Raw genomic sequence first — 13181 nt, forward strand, 5'->3', positions numbered from 1 at the left:
TGCCGCGCATAACCCGCTTTTGCGGACGGAAAGACAGCAATGACCCACTCTGTTCTCTGCCTCGGCGAGGCGGTAATTGATTTCATTCCCGTGCAGGCAGAGGGAGGGGCGGCGTATCGCCCTTGTCTGGGTGGGTCGTCCTATAATGTGGCGCGGGCCCTGGGCAGGCTCGGGGTGCCGACAGAGTATGGCTGTGCCGTCTCCACGGATCTTTTCGGCGACCAGTTTGTGGCTGGTCTGACAGAGAGCCGGGTCGGGCAGCGCTTTCTGCAGCGGCTGGAGGCGCCTTCGACCCTCGGTTTCGTCAGCCTCGATCAGGCAGAGCCGGTTTATGCTTTTTACGATGAGAGCGCGGCTGACCGCATCTGTGAGGCCATGCCCTCCGGTCTGGCACTGGCCGGGGTCGGAGCACTTCATTTCGGCTCGATCGCGCTCATACGCGAGCCTACGGCGTCAGCCTATGAGACGCTTTTTCTGCGTGAGGCTGGTGGCACAAGGCTGGTGAGTTTTGACCCCAATATCCGCGCCTCGCTGGTGCGCGATGAGGCAGGCTACCGGGCGCGTATCGACAGGCTGCTTCGGGCCGCTGATATCATCAAGATCAGCGGCGCTGATCTCGACTGGCTTTTCCCGGAAATATCGCATGAGGCCGCGGCAGCAGACTGGCTCCGGCATCGGGCCCGGGTGGTGGTGATCACCCATGGCAAGGATGGCGTCAGCGGATGGAGCCGTGTTTCGCACGCCCATGCCAAGGCCATCCCGACGGAGGTTGTCGATACGGTAGGGGCCGGAGACAGTTTCATGGCCGGGTTTCTTGCGGGCCTGCATGAGGAAAACCTGCTCACCCCCGAGACACTGGGCCACCCGTCAGCCGCTGCCCTGCATCAGGCGCTCGCCTATGGTCAGAAAGTCGCCAGCGCCACCTGTGCCCGACGCGGGGCAGATTCCCCATGGAGAGAGCAGATCGCACCCGGGGGGGAATAAAGCGCTCCGGATTTAGGTCCACGTCGTCGCTTCTGCAGGGCATCCTGTAAGGGAGGGATGCTGGGGCGGCGTATCTGTATCCCTCTTTTCAAGCCGGTTTCTTCGCCTCGCTCCAGCGGTTAAAGCCGGAATCGGGGTGCGGCGCCGGGGGCGGATCAAGTCTACACCCCGGCACAGATCGGGCTGATCAGGGCAGAGGTCTGCCGCTGAGGGGCTTCTGGGGGGCTGCGACGAGGCGGTCGATGAGGTCCTCGAAGCGAGGGATGTCGATTCTCTGCACCACGATGGTTTTGCCCTCGCCAAGACCGGGCTGATAGCCGGGCGACCAGGAGAGGATATCGCCGTAAGAGGCGCTGAACTGCGTGTTCACATCGACATAGAGATCTGCCTTCTGCGTGATCAGGCTTGGATCGAGCCAGACGGCCGCAGCAATCTCATCCCAGAGAGGAAAGCCGGGCTCGCGCGTTTTGAGCGAGCGGGCAACAGGGGTGTCGGAGCGCGAAATGCGCTTGAGCAGGGCGGGCGTGAGTTCGGTATCCGTTGAAGGATCGACCGGGATCATGGTGATTTTCGGCCAAGGTGCCCGCAGGGCGATGCTGGCGGCTTCGGGGTCGAAGCGGATATTGAATTCGCGTCTTGGTGTATTCAGAAACTCACGGGCGAATTGATGGGCGACCTCATCGGGGCGCGTCTGTCGCGGGTTGAGGCTGCCCCCCATATAGACCAGTTCTTTCGCCAGAGACGCAAATTGCGGGTCGAGACGCTGGGCCAGTGCAAGATTGGTCAGAGGGCCGGTCGCAATGATTGAGATCTGATGCGGATAGCGATGCACCATGTCGATCATGAAATCTGCTGCACGCTCCGACTGCGCCTTGATGGTCGGGTTGCCCTGGGGCAGATCCGGCACGACATCGGGCCCATGATAGGGCGGGAGCTTCTGCAGGGTGGGCTCCACCCAGTGCTTCATCCAGACGCCCTTCCAGACCATCTTGCCATAGAGGGCCTCCCAGCGTTCTGTCTGCGCTTCCGTGTTGACCAGCGGAAAACTGGCGCCGGTATAGACCGGCAGATCCGAACGCCCGGCAATTTCCACACCGCGCAGGGCATCGGCTGTCGCCTCTTTCGCCCAAGCGTCGCCGGTCACGGTCGTGACCCCCATGACCTGAACATCAGGGGCCTTGATGACCATCCACTGCGCGAGGGCAAAGCCGTCATCGTCGAGAATGACCTTGCGCGGTTCTGCATGAGCCGCACTCAGGCCAAAACAGGCCAGCCCGAGACAGGCAAAGCTTAGCCGGACCATTTTCGAGCGGTCAGGACGAGCCTTTTTCGCGCGGGTCATATCGCGTTGTGATGCCAAACCAGAACCCATCACCAATCCACTCCTCAAACTCACGGTCGCGCAAGGCAAGCTGCGTCGCCCGGGCAGGGAGACGGTTTATCCGTCTCCGTAACGATAAGGAGAGTGTGTAACGTGCAGCTCATTGCGCGCAATGCGGCAAGGCCACGGAAGACGAGCAAAAAAGGAGGAGTGGGGTCGAAGGCGGTCCGCCGCAGCAAGACGCTCCCTGCAAAAAGGGAAGAGCGAGAGGGAGAAAGCCTTGCAGAACGAGCCTCAGGCGAGGCCCGGTAATCGCCATGAAAGCAGTTGGATCATAATTGGATTGTCAGGAAGGGGACCTGGTGGAGAGAGTTGGATTCGAACCAACGTAGGCGTACACCAGCGGATTTACAGTCCGCCCCCTTTAGCCACTCGGGCATCTCTCCAGGTCGGGACGGGGAATATGGCGGATCAGGACTGGTGTCAACGGGCATTCTTCATTTTTGTTGCATGATGAGAGGGTTCCTCTAGAAGTGCCCTCATGTCGAAACGCCCCTCACGCTCGCCCTCTCCCCGTTCTCCTTCAGGCCGTTCGGGCCGCTCCGCCGAGGGGCGCGCCGCAGCCAGTGGCTACTGGATGTACGGGCTGCATGCGGTAGAAGCCGCCCTGCGCAACCCGGATCGTCATCTGCATGAACTCCTGGTGACGAAAGAGGGATTATCGGCGCTCGAATCCAAACAGGCGCCCATCCGCATTTCCCCCAATGTAGTAGAGCGCCAGCGTCTCGATCTGCTCTGCGAGCGTGATGCGGTGCATCAGGGTGTATGCCTGCGTGTCGAACCCCTGACCCCGCCTTTTCTCGATGAGGTGCTTGAAGGTCGCGAAGGCCCGCTGCTGATTCTCGATCAGGTAACCGACCCGCGCAATATCGGGGCTATCCTGCGTTCTGCCGCTGCTTTCGGTGCGGCGGCGCTGGTGGTTCAGGATCGCAATACCCCGCAGGAAGGGGGCGCGCTGGCCAAGGCAGCCTCAGGCGCGCTCGATGTCGTGCCGGTTCTGCGCGAGGTCAATCTGTCACGCATCATCGCCCAGTTGCAGAATGCCGGTCTCTGGACTGTCGGGCTCGACGCCGGTGGCTCGGTGCTGAATGGCCCAAGCTATGCGGGGCGTCGTGTGGCGCTGGTGCTGGGGGCCGAGGGGGCAGGTCTACGCCGCCTGACACGTGAGAGCTGTGATGAGATCGCCAGCGTTTACATGCCCGGCGATATGGAGAGCCTGAACGTATCCAACGCCGCGGCTGTCGCCTTGTACGAGCTGGTGCGCCCCGCCTGAGTCTGATTCTGCCCAAAGCGACAGAATGCTGCTTCGGGCGTGGGGGCTGTGCTAGGCTTCTCTCTTCAGCGTGTTTTCACGAAAAGGGAGATCCGCATGAAAGCGGTCGGCTACAAGGCGCCTGGTGCGCCTGACATCCTGCAGGATATCGAGCTTCCCGATCCGGCGCCGCCGCAGGGGCGTGATCTGCTCGTGCGGGTCAAGGCGGTCTCGATCAACCCGGTCGATACCAAGATCCGTCAGCGCGCTGGCGCGCTTGAGGGCGATGACTGGCGTGTTCTGGGCTGGGACGCTGCCGGAATCGTCGAGGCTGTCGGGCCAGATGTCAGCCATTTCCGACCCGGTGATCGTGTTTTCTATGCAGGCGCGCTGATGCGCCAGGGCAGTAATGCCGAAAAGCAGCTTGTTGAGGAAACACTGGTCGGCCACATGCCCGAGGGGCTGGACTGGGGACAGGCAGCGTCTTTGCCCCTTACGGCGGTAACGGCGTGGGAAATGCTTTTCGACCGTCTTTCGGTCACTCATCTGACCTCTGGCGCGCTGCTTGTCGTGGGCGGTGCCGGAGGGGTTGGGTCGATACTGATCCAGATCGCACGCAAGCTGACAGGGCTGACAATTATTGCCACGGCATCACGCCCCGAAACGCGTGAATGGGTCGAGAGAATGGGCGCGCATCATGTCATCGATCATCGAGGTGACATGGCGGCTCAGATCAGGGCGCTTGGCCTTGAGCATGTCAGCCATATCGCGTCTCTCACAGCCAGTGACCAGCATCAGAAAACCTATGAGGAAATCCTGGCACCGCAAGGGCATCTCAGCCTGATCGACGATCCGGCGCATTTCGATATCATGGGGTTCAAACGCAAAAGCGCCGTGATTTCGTGGGAATTCATGTTCACACGCTCTCTTTTCGCCACGCCCGACAAGGCGCGCCAGCATGATATTCTCGAGCAGGTCTCGTCTCTGGTTCAGGCGGGCGATCTGGTACCGACCGAGCTTCGACGCGTGACGGGGCTCTCTGCCGAAACCCTGATGGCGCTGCATCGTGACAGTGAAGCTGGCACAAGCATTGGCAAGACGGTTCTCGTCTTCTGAGCATACGCCGTCTCAGGCGAGAATACGCGCACCGCTTTCTCCCGCCTGAGGCCGACGCCAGAACATGCCGCCAGCCAAGGTCTCCTGCACAGCGGGCGGCAGGATGCAGCGCCTCTCTTCATAGCTGACTTTCGGGCGAAGCTGATGCAGGCCCGGTGTGGAGAGTGCCTGATCGAACGCCGTGTGATCATGGCTTTCGACATGCGCGAAATCATAGTCATGAGCAGGCAGGCCGAGCTCCCGCGTCAGAGTAGCCAGCGTGGCTTTGGGGTAACGGGCGAGATAGTCGTAATCGACCAGAATGAGCCGGTTGGCGAACGGCCCGTGAAACGCCTCGATCAGCACCCGCCAGGCATAGCCAAAGACGCCATCGGCAGAGAGCAGATGGTCGAGCCTGTCATGCTGCGTGGCGCGCTTGCCGATCGGTACGAGATGCGATGAGAGAATGGGGTCACGAACGATCAGGCGCTCAAGCGAGTCCATGATCCAGATCGGGTCGCGCACGCAGCAGATGACTTTCGCTGCAGGAAAGATTGTGTCGATCAGCCCCAGCCGGGCGCACCAGTCGCGATGGGTGTCGATGATGACCCGTCGCTCAGTGCCCGAAGCATAATAGCTGTCGAGAATCTGGCGCAGCACACGGTCGCGCTTTCTGGCATCGAAATCGCCCGCATATTCACCTTCAGCCATGAGGGACGACACGCGCAGGATCATGGGCGCTACGGGCGAGGATCGGCCCGATGTGACGAGGGCCGGGTTTTGCGAGAGGAGAGCGGAAAGCAGGGTCGAGCCCGAGCGCGGAAGGCCGGAAATGAAATGGACATCTGGGCTGGGCGACATAGCGCGGGCTGATCCTCTGAAATGGCAGAAAACCTCGCCTATCCGGCTGTCAGCGTCTCAGCAATGAGGCATACGCGCCTCATTGCTGTGTTAAAAAAATCACTACGCAAGAGAAAACCTTTATGCGCTTAAGACGATAAGGTATTTTCCATCTCAATTGATGCCTTGAAGCAACATGTCACTTTTGGTTACGGCATGAAATATTCAGAAATACGCGACAAGAAGCGTGATTCGGGCATCGTTCGCCAGGGAGAGCCATAATGGGCATTTTCAGCACGATCATGACGAAGATCTTCGGCCACGCCGAAGCGGCACCGGCAAGCGGCTCGGCGGGCAGCGCTGCGGCGTCACCGATCGATACCAATGCTTCATCCGCCACACCTTCGGCACCGAGTGCGCCTGTCGATGTCGATGCCGTCCTGACACGTCTCGCTGCGGAGAAGGGCCAGCCTCTGAACTGGCGGACCTCCATTGTCGATCTGCTGAAGCTGCTCGACATGGATAGTTCGCTTGATGCGCGCAAGCATCTGGCACAGGAGCTGCATTACTCGGAAAGCACGGAAGACAGTGCCGCCATGAATGTATGGCTGATTCGTCAGGTCATGCAGAAGCTGGCCGAAAACGGCGGCAAGGTGCCGGAAGAACTCCGCCACTAAGAGACTATTTTCCTCTGAGGGACTCGAGACAGTGGTCTGAATGGCCACTCTTCGGCGCTATGACCGATGGCCTCACGCCTCGGTCGTGGCACTTTCGCGCTCGCACGGCTGGGGGGGCAAACGCATCCCACGGCCTGCCTCTCTGACAAGCAAAAATCAGCAGGCGAAGCTACGCACCAGTTCCGTAAGCTGGATGGGGTCTTCGACCAGCATTGCCCGGCGATAGAGATCATCGCATGCGTCGATGCTCAGGGAGCGTATCATGCGTTTGACTGCTGGAAGCGAGGCCGCTGACATCGAGAATGAACGTAGCCCCATACCGATCAGCAGGGCGACACTGCGCGGGTCAGCGGCCATCTCACCGCAGACACAGATCGGGCGATGGGCCCGCAAGGCTTCATCGACCGAAAAGCGCAGCAGCTTGAGCAGGCTCGGATGAAGCGCCGTATAAAGCGCCGATCCCATTGCGGCCGAGCGATCAACTGCCAGCGTATACATGGTTAGGTCATTGGTGCCGAGCGCGAGAAAATCCGCCTGACGCACAAGAGCCCCCGCAGTCAGGGCGGCTGCCGGTGTCTCGATCATGACCCCGAGCGGGGGCAGATCATTGGGGAGCTTCACTCCGCGACGACGCAGTCTTCTGGCGCAGCGTTCGTAGATCTGCCTTGTGGCGATCACCTCATTTACCGAGCTGACCATAGGCAGCAGAATGCGGCACTTCCCCTCCAGGCTGGCGCGCAAGATGGCGCAGAGCTGAGCTTCCAGAATTTCGGGATGGCGCAGCAGCAGGCGCAGCCCTCGCACGCCAAGGGCCGGATTTTCCTCTTCCTGCTCGTCATGAATGCCAAGCTGCCTCAACCGGGCCAGGCCCTTTTCGCCGCCCCAGTCGAGTACTCTGATGGTCGTCGTCATGCCCTGCATGTCGGCAAGCAGCCCGGCATAGACGGCATATTGCCCGTCTTCGTCGGGTAAAGGCTCGCTCTCATCGAACAGGAATTCGGTACGCAGAAGGCCGATTCCCGTAGCACCATTGCGATGCAGCAGGGGCAGCTCGTTGGCGATCTCGATATTGGCCAGAAGCTCGACATCTTCACCGCTGATCAGACGGCTCGGCAGGCGGCGCAGGCGGCCAATGCCCTTGCGTTCCTTTGCTTCCTCGGCCATGGCCGAGCGGGCTTCTGCAAGTGTCGAGGAATCAGGATTGATGATGACCCGCCCGCTCGATCCGTCGACAATCAGCAGGCTGCCATCCTCAACGAGACTGGTCAGTTCGGGCACGGCCAGCACGGCAGGCACATTCAACGCCCGCAGCATGATGGCCGTATGATCTGTCGCGCCGCCGCCTTCCGACAGCACGGCAGCGATGCGGTTCGGATCGATGACGGCAGCATCGGCGGGGCGAATCTGTTCCGCCACCAGCACCGACCCGCCCGGAATATCGGAGAAAGCGCGAAATGACACGCCGGTCAGATTCCGGAGCAGCCTGCGGGCCACCTCTCGAAACTCGCCTTCGCGCCGCCTTGCGCCTTCGATTTCCTCTTCCGGCATGCCGGGCTGAGGCCCAGCCTGGGCGGCCAGTGTCTCGCTTTCGTGTTGAACGGCGGCCTCTGCCGTCAATCCGTCTTCGGCAATGCGTCGATAGGCGGCGCGTACCAGTCGCGAATGGTTGAGCATGCGCTCATAGACCGTGAGCATCGCATCGATTTCGATCCGGCCCTCATCGGGCAGGCTGGTCAGCTTGCCGCGCAGTTTCTTGAGCTGCTTGAGGGTCAGGGCGATGGCCTGATCGAGGCGTGTGCTCTCTGCCTCTGCAGGCAGTTGCGACGGTACGGCCTCAATGACTGGCAGAGGGCGCTCATGGGCGAGGCTTGCTCGCGCAATGACGATTCCGGCGGAAATGCCCGTACCCTGCAGGATTTTCATCGGCCGGTCGTCGGGCAGGGTAATGTCGCTCGACGGGCGGCGCAGTCTCTTAATCACGTTCGCCAAAGCCGTCGGAGACGAGAATGATCAGCGCATCAATGGCCGCGCTGGCCTGAGGGCCGCTTGCCTGAATGCGGACCATCTCGCCACGACCGGCGCCAAGCATCATCAACCCCATGATCGACAGCGCCGAAACGCGCTGGTCATGACGGCTCACGTCGATGACGGCATCGAAGCTTTCAGCAAGCGTGACGAATTTCGCTGCGGCGCGGGCATGCAGGCCGAGCCGGTTGACGATGGTCACATCGCGTTCCAGCGTCGGGCCTGCGCTCATCGGGCGACCTGACGCAGGGGCGTCAATAGCGGGGAAATGGGAGGGACATAGCTCATGGTGGTATTGACCACCATTTCACAGCTTTTGCCGCCTTGCAAACAGGACTCAGGCAGCTGATAGGCGGCGGCTATATATTTGCGGCCAGCCATGGTTGCCAGCTCGGCGCATTCGGCCAGGCTGCGCGTGCAGCGTGTCTTGGCCAGCTTGACCAGCATCGGCACATTGACGCCAGCCAGAACCTCGACACGGCTTTCATGCCGCAGGGAAAGTGCGAGATTGGAGGGAGTGCTGCCGAAGATGTCGGTCAGAAGCAGAACGCCATCGCCGGTATCAACGGCATTGATGGCGGCGGTGAGCTGGGCACGGGCGAGGGCGATATCATCGTCGGGCATGATGCCCATGACCGCCATCTGGACCTGCGGGCCAACCACATGGGTCACGATTTCAATGAGAGACTGAGCAAGAGAACCATGGGTGACAAGAACGATCCCGATCATCGGGGCCTTCCTTCAAGGGAACTGTGACGCCAGAAATCTGGCGACCCCATGACATATTGGTCATCACTCACGGTTATCAAGACGGCTCTGTCCGTGTCTGTTCATCCGACGTGACACGGTGTTGAGGGGGGCGAACCCATCGCCATGAGCTGCGTCCCTGCCGTGCCAGTTCCCGATGCATGACGGCGATTGGCCCATCTGACAAGAGTGTAATGTCGTCAGAGTTCCCTAACGCGGCAGCAATCTCTTCAACAAGTGTTACAGAGCGGTGTTGACCGCCCGAGCAGCCGATGGCGATTGTCGCGTGCTTTTTCCCCTCGGCCACGAAACGAGGCAATACAAGTTTGAGCAATCCAAGGATCTGCGAAAAGAAAAGATCGTAATCGGGGTCACGTCGCACGTATTCGCGCACGTCCCGCTCAAGCCCGGTCATGGCCTTCAGGGCGTCGTCGTAATGCGGGTTGCGCAGGAAACGCGCATCGAAAACGAGATCGGCCTCACGGGGCAGGCCCGCTGGATACGCGAAAGAAAGCAGGGTCGTCGTCATCGAGTCGCCATCATTCTGATGGCCGAATCGCGACTCGATCAGCCGACGCAGATCGGGTGGCGGCAGATCTGATGTGTCGATCACGAGATCGGCTGCGCTTCTCAGGGGCATGAGCAGACCGATTTCCTGCTCTATGCTGGCCATGAGGCCGGGGCCGCTGCCGGTATTGGCGTCTAGCGGGTGACGGCGGCGTGTGGCGGTGAAGCGACGGAGCAGAACATCGGTCTCGGCCGTGGCGTAGATCAGTTCGACATGTTGCGGCCCCGGCTGGGCGCGAAGTTTGGTCAGCGCCTCAAGCACGGCACGCGCCTCAAAACCGCGCGTGCGGGCATCGATGCCTATGGCAAGCGGGTGTTCGGTGCGCGCCACGAGCGCATCGAGCAGGTTCAGCGGGGGGTTGTCGGTCACTTCGTAACCGAGATCTTCAAGAATGCGCAGAATGGAAGATTTGCCAGCGCCGGACAGCCCGGTGACCAGCAGAACGCGTCGCGCGGGAATCACAGACCGCCTCTCCTGTCATCAAAGCCGGGATACATGGCGTGACATTAGCTTTCTTCATGCTTTTTGGGGAGAGGGTTTGCACTCGCCATTCCCCCGTTCACGCCACAAAGCAATGTGAGATCGCCGCGAATGCAGCGCAGGGCCGTGCGTATGACCGCCACGGCATCGGCATGGAAGGCATCGAGTGTCAGACACCAGCCGCCCGTCAGCGGGTCGATAGTCTTTTCCGGCAGGCGCTGGATGGGAGTGTTTTGCCCCAGTTCGACCCGCAGGACGATGGCGGCTTCAGGCAGATAGGGCATCTGCACGATGCCCAGCCCACGTACTTCAATCAGCCCTGCGAGAGCGGGGGCCGGGCGGGCTATGGTCTGCTGCAGCACGATCTGATCGTCGCCTACAAGGGCGAAGCTGGACTCGACAAGGCGCAACAGAAGGCTCGACTTGCCAGAGCCGGACGCTCCGGTAAGCAGCACGCCAAGTCCTTCCCAGCTGGCGCAGGAGGCGTGAAGAGACCGGCCCGTAATGGGAGCCTCCGCGCATAAGCGATGGGCAGTTTCAGGAATGTGCGATATGCTCCGGCTCATGCACGATCATTTCTCCTCTTCTTCCCGTCCTGTCCTGCAGGACAGCGTGACTGTCTATGGTGTGACAGGACTTGGCGCCGATGGACAGGTGCCTGACAGCTTGATCGAGGAATGCCAGAACGCGCTGGCCCGCATACGGGAAATTCTTGCCACCAACGGTCTGCTACCCGAAGACATTACCCATCTGGCTTACATGATTCCCGATAGCAGCATCTTCGTCTCGTGCCAGCGGATCATCGCCGAAGCCCTCGGCCCCGCCCGGCCCGCCATGACGCTGCGCCTCAAACCCCGTTTTGACGTGCCGGGGCAGAGGCTGGAGTTCAATTTCATCGCTGCGCCGTGACCGAAGGTTCTGGGAGAGCGTAATATATAGTGGTTGAAATCAGGCAAGATACTGGAAGCATAATCCGCTATCTATCTATTTTTTATCAATAGATAGTGGATATATATTCCGACGAGAATTCTAGTCTCAAATAAATGATCTCATGATCATTTATCTTTCTTCCAGCGCGGCATGACTCTCTGGGGCCTTTTTTCTGAGCCGCTTTGCGAGAGGCTGCCTCGATGGGCAACCTCTCGGTGGAAAAGATCAGTGACGCGCTGAATACAGCGTTGTCAGGCGATCCGGGGTGTTCGGGATGCGCTCGAGATGGGGCGAGCGCAGACCGTCATAGTAAGGGATCGAGACGGTGCGGAAATGCGTGTCGGTCTTGATCAGCAGCGTGATGGGCTTCTTGTCCGTCTTGGCGGTTTTCACCGCGTCGATCAGACCTTCCGGCGTAAAGGCGTCACCGTTGACGGCCACGATCACGTCATGAATGGCAAGGCCAGCCTTGTAGGCCGGGCTGTCCCAGGCCACCGTGCCCAGAGCGCCGTTCTTCGGGTTGATCATCAGGCCCAGTGAGAAGCGCAGGCCAAGGCGGTGGTAGTTCTTGCCGCTTTGCTCGCCGAAATCGTTTTCCTTGTCGGTATAGACCAGCTTGTAGCCAGAGGCTTCGAGGCCGTTCAGGGGCGCGCGCTTCTGTACGGTGCTGATGCGCTCATGCAGGAACTTGGCCCAGTCATAGGGCACAACCTTGTTGAGGGTTAGAACCACGTCATCGAACGTATAGGTGCTGACAATGATGCTGCCATCATTGGTGCCGAAAAACGCCTTGGCGAAATCATCGAGTGATTTCGTGTCATGCGAGAGCTTGCGGATCATCATGTCGGCGTCGAGCCAGACCAACTGACCCTCGACATAGTAATCTTCCGAACGCTGGAAATCGCGCCATGAGAGTGGCGAACGCTGCGCGATGATCGGATCATTGGTCGTGTCGGCCACCGGGCGCCAGGTGCGGCCCGACTGGGCGTCATAGGTGGCAGCCATGAGGGCGAGGGAGTCGAAACCCTGTTCCTTGCTGACGAGGCCCGAACGTGCGGCAAGAATATTGCCCCAGAACTCGGTCTGGCCCTCATAGACCCAGAGCAGCGAGCCGCGCTGCGGGGCATTGAAGGTGGCACCATACAGATCAGCCGGGCGGCGATACTTGCCGTTCCAGGAATGGGTGTATTCATGCGCCAGCAGATCGCGCTGCGGGAAGGAATGCTTCCAGTCCGTGAAATAGTCTTCGCTCACGCTGTCTTCGCTCGACTGGTGATGCTCAAGGCCGATGCGACCCAGCTCATCAGTCAGCGCCATCAGGAAGTCGTAATGCGCGTAATGCTGCGAGCCAAAGGTCAGCAGTGCCTGGGTGACCAGATTGCGGTGAATCTGCAATTCGGCATCGTCATAGGCCAGGTCACCCGGCTTGTCGGCCACCATGTTAAGCGTGACCGGCACGCCGCCCGGGGCATTCAGCGTAACCTTCTTGAAATAGGCGCCTGCGAAGATCGGGGAATCGACCAGCGTGTTGAAGGGCACGGTGCCGAAGGTCAGGGTGTCGCCCGTGGCAGCGCCCACGGGGCGGAGCGCGGTGGCGGCCTGCCAGCCATGCGGCAGCTTCACGCTGGCCTGAACGGGAATGTCGCGCGAGTAATAGCCAGCCGGATAAAGCGACACCTCGTTCCACTGCACGTTCACGATATGGGGCGTCATGACGACACGGCCCTCATTGTCGCTCACGGGCGAGAGCAGCTTGAAATCGACATCGATCTGGGTCTGCGCCTTGGTGACGGGCACATGAAAGGCGAACACATCGACCGGATCGCGCAGCCAGGTGAGAGGCTTGCCCTCAGAGCTGATGGTCAGCCCGCCAAGCTGGGTGATCGTGCCTTCAGGCGCGTGACCGCCCGGGATCCATTTCGGATAAAGCAGCACCAGCTCACCCGCTTCGCGTGCCGATTGCGGCACGGGCAGCGTCTCATGCATGGTCATGACATGATGGTCGAGATCGGTCGCATCGACGCTCAGCTTGAGCGTGCCGGGAAAAGCGACATCCTTGGCCTGAGGCAGCGGCGAGGGAAGGGGCGCGGCTTCGGGCTGGGGCTGGGCGGCCAGTGCAGGCAGAACGCGCGTGCCAAGCAGCAGGACGGTCAGAAACGTACCGGCGCGGAAAAGACGGATGGTCAAGCAGGGATACTCCGG

General features: G+C 60.6%; 13 protein-coding genes and 1 tRNA gene. 5 read left to right on the forward strand and 9 right to left on the reverse strand.

Annotated elements, in window-relative coordinates:
* Window positions 1-39: 39 nt before the first annotated feature.
* Window positions 40-984, forward strand: coding sequence for a carbohydrate kinase family protein (locus IEV53_RS05580; RefSeq protein ID WP_188425783.1), 945 nt, complete (start codon window positions 40-42; stop codon window positions 982-984).
* Between the two features lie 187 nt (window positions 985-1171).
* Here the strand turns inward: IEV53_RS05580 and IEV53_RS05585 are convergent, their stop codons facing one another.
* Window positions 1172-2356, reverse strand: a complete 1185-nt coding sequence (locus IEV53_RS05585; RefSeq protein WP_229719648.1) for a nucleoside hydrolase — start codon at window positions 2354-2356, stop codon at window positions 1172-1174.
* A 309-nt stretch (window positions 2357-2665) separates the two neighbouring features.
* Window positions 2666-2751 (reverse strand) — tRNA-Tyr (locus IEV53_RS05590).
* Between the two features lie 95 nt (window positions 2752-2846).
* Here IEV53_RS05590 and rlmB point away from each other — a divergent pair.
* Both rlmB and IEV53_RS05600 read left to right on the forward strand, forming a co-directional pair.
* The gene (gene rlmB, locus IEV53_RS05595; RefSeq protein ID WP_188425784.1) at window positions 2847-3638 is read left to right on the forward strand and encodes a 23S rRNA (guanosine(2251)-2'-O)-methyltransferase RlmB; all 792 of its coding nucleotides are present in this window, start codon (window positions 2847-2849) and stop codon (window positions 3636-3638) included.
* Window positions 3639-3734: 96 nt separating this feature from the next.
* Window positions 3735-4733, forward strand: coding sequence for a zinc-binding alcohol dehydrogenase family protein (locus IEV53_RS05600; protein ID WP_188425785.1), 999 nt, complete (start codon window positions 3735-3737; stop codon window positions 4731-4733).
* Window positions 4734-4745: 12 nt separating this feature from the next.
* Here the strand turns inward: IEV53_RS05600 and IEV53_RS05605 are convergent, their stop codons facing one another.
* Window positions 4746-5573: a sulfotransferase family protein gene (locus IEV53_RS05605; protein WP_188425786.1), complete on the reverse strand. Its 828-nt coding sequence runs from the start codon at window positions 5571-5573 to the stop codon at window positions 4746-4748.
* A 260-nt stretch (window positions 5574-5833) separates the two neighbouring features.
* Between IEV53_RS05605 and IEV53_RS05610 the strand changes: the two genes are divergently transcribed.
* On the forward strand, window positions 5834-6229 hold the full coding sequence (locus IEV53_RS05610) for a DUF3597 domain-containing protein (RefSeq protein ID WP_188425787.1): 396 nt from the start codon (window positions 5834-5836) through the stop codon (window positions 6227-6229).
* A gap of 156 nt (window positions 6230-6385) precedes the next feature.
* Here IEV53_RS05610 and ptsP read toward each other — a convergent pair whose 3' ends face one another.
* The 5 genes from ptsP to IEV53_RS05635 all read right to left on the reverse strand — a co-directional run bounded on the left by ptsP (window position 6386) and on the right by IEV53_RS05635 (window position 10615).
* Entirely contained in the window at window positions 6386-8209 is a 1824-nt protein-coding gene (ptsP, locus tag IEV53_RS05615) for a phosphoenolpyruvate--protein phosphotransferase (protein ID WP_229719649.1), read from the reverse strand.
* Window positions 8202-8486: an HPr family phosphocarrier protein gene (locus IEV53_RS05620; RefSeq protein ID WP_188425788.1), complete on the reverse strand. Its 285-nt coding sequence runs from the start codon at window positions 8484-8486 to the stop codon at window positions 8202-8204. The genes ptsP and IEV53_RS05620 overlap by 8 nt, the downstream gene beginning before the upstream one ends.
* Window positions 8483-8983: a PTS sugar transporter subunit IIA gene (locus tag IEV53_RS05625; protein WP_188425789.1), complete on the reverse strand. Its 501-nt coding sequence runs from the start codon at window positions 8981-8983 to the stop codon at window positions 8483-8485. The genes IEV53_RS05620 and IEV53_RS05625 overlap by 4 nt, the downstream gene beginning before the upstream one ends.
* A gap of 76 nt (window positions 8984-9059) precedes the next feature.
* Entirely contained in the window at window positions 9060-10031 is a 972-nt protein-coding gene (rapZ, locus tag IEV53_RS05630; protein WP_229719650.1) for an RNase adapter RapZ, read from the reverse strand.
* Between the two features lie 44 nt (window positions 10032-10075).
* Window positions 10076-10615, reverse strand: a complete 540-nt coding sequence (locus tag IEV53_RS05635; protein ID WP_188425790.1) for an HPr kinase/phosphorylase — start codon at window positions 10613-10615, stop codon at window positions 10076-10078.
* Here IEV53_RS05635 and IEV53_RS05640 point away from each other — a divergent pair.
* Window positions 10602-10958, forward strand: coding sequence for a RidA family protein (locus IEV53_RS05640; protein ID WP_188425791.1), 357 nt, complete (start codon window positions 10602-10604; stop codon window positions 10956-10958). The two genes, IEV53_RS05635 and IEV53_RS05640, sit on opposite strands and share 14 nt — an antisense overlap.
* Window positions 10959-11204: 246 nt before the next feature.
* Here IEV53_RS05640 and IEV53_RS05645 read toward each other — a convergent pair whose 3' ends face one another.
* Complete coding sequence (locus IEV53_RS05645) at window positions 11205-13166, reverse strand: M61 family metallopeptidase (RefSeq protein WP_229719652.1); 1962 nt, start codon at window positions 13164-13166, stop codon at window positions 11205-11207.
* Between the last annotated feature and the right edge of the window lie 15 nt (window positions 13167-13181).

Source organism: Asaia siamensis (genome assembly GCF_014635085.1).
GTDB classification, from domain to species: domain Bacteria; phylum Pseudomonadota; class Alphaproteobacteria; order Acetobacterales; family Acetobacteraceae; genus Asaia; species Asaia siamensis.

Bases quoted from the DNA above. Each gene is read 5' to 3' on its own strand.
- IEV53_RS05610 (WP_188425787.1), top strand. From the start codon at position 5,834: ATGGGCATTTTCAGCACGATCATGACGAAGATCTTCGGCCACGCCGAA.
- IEV53_RS05635 (WP_188425790.1), bottom strand. From the start codon at position 10,615: ATGAGCCGGAGCATATCGCACATTCCTGAAACTGCCCATCGCTTATGC.
- IEV53_RS05620 (WP_188425788.1), bottom strand. From the start codon at position 8,486: ATGAGCGCAGGCCCGACGCTGGAACGCGATGTGACCATCGTCAACCGG.
- IEV53_RS05600 (WP_188425785.1), top strand. From the start codon at position 3,735: ATGAAAGCGGTCGGCTACAAGGCGCCTGGTGCGCCTGACATCCTGCAG.
- rlmB (WP_188425784.1), top strand. From the start codon at position 2,847: ATGTCGAAACGCCCCTCACGCTCGCCCTCTCCCCGTTCTCCTTCAGGC.
- IEV53_RS05585 (WP_229719648.1), bottom strand. From the start codon at position 2,356: ATGGGTTCTGGTTTGGCATCACAACGCGATATGACCCGCGCGAAAAAG.
- IEV53_RS05580 (WP_188425783.1), top strand. From the start codon at position 40: ATGACCCACTCTGTTCTCTGCCTCGGCGAGGCGGTAATTGATTTCATT.
- IEV53_RS05605 (WP_188425786.1), bottom strand. From the start codon at position 5,573: ATGTCGCCCAGCCCAGATGTCCATTTCATTTCCGGCCTTCCGCGCTCG.
- IEV53_RS05640 (WP_188425791.1), top strand. From the start codon at position 10,602: ATGCTCCGGCTCATGCACGATCATTTCTCCTCTTCTTCCCGTCCTGTC.
- IEV53_RS05625 (WP_188425789.1), bottom strand. From the start codon at position 8,983: ATGATCGGGATCGTTCTTGTCACCCATGGTTCTCTTGCTCAGTCTCTC.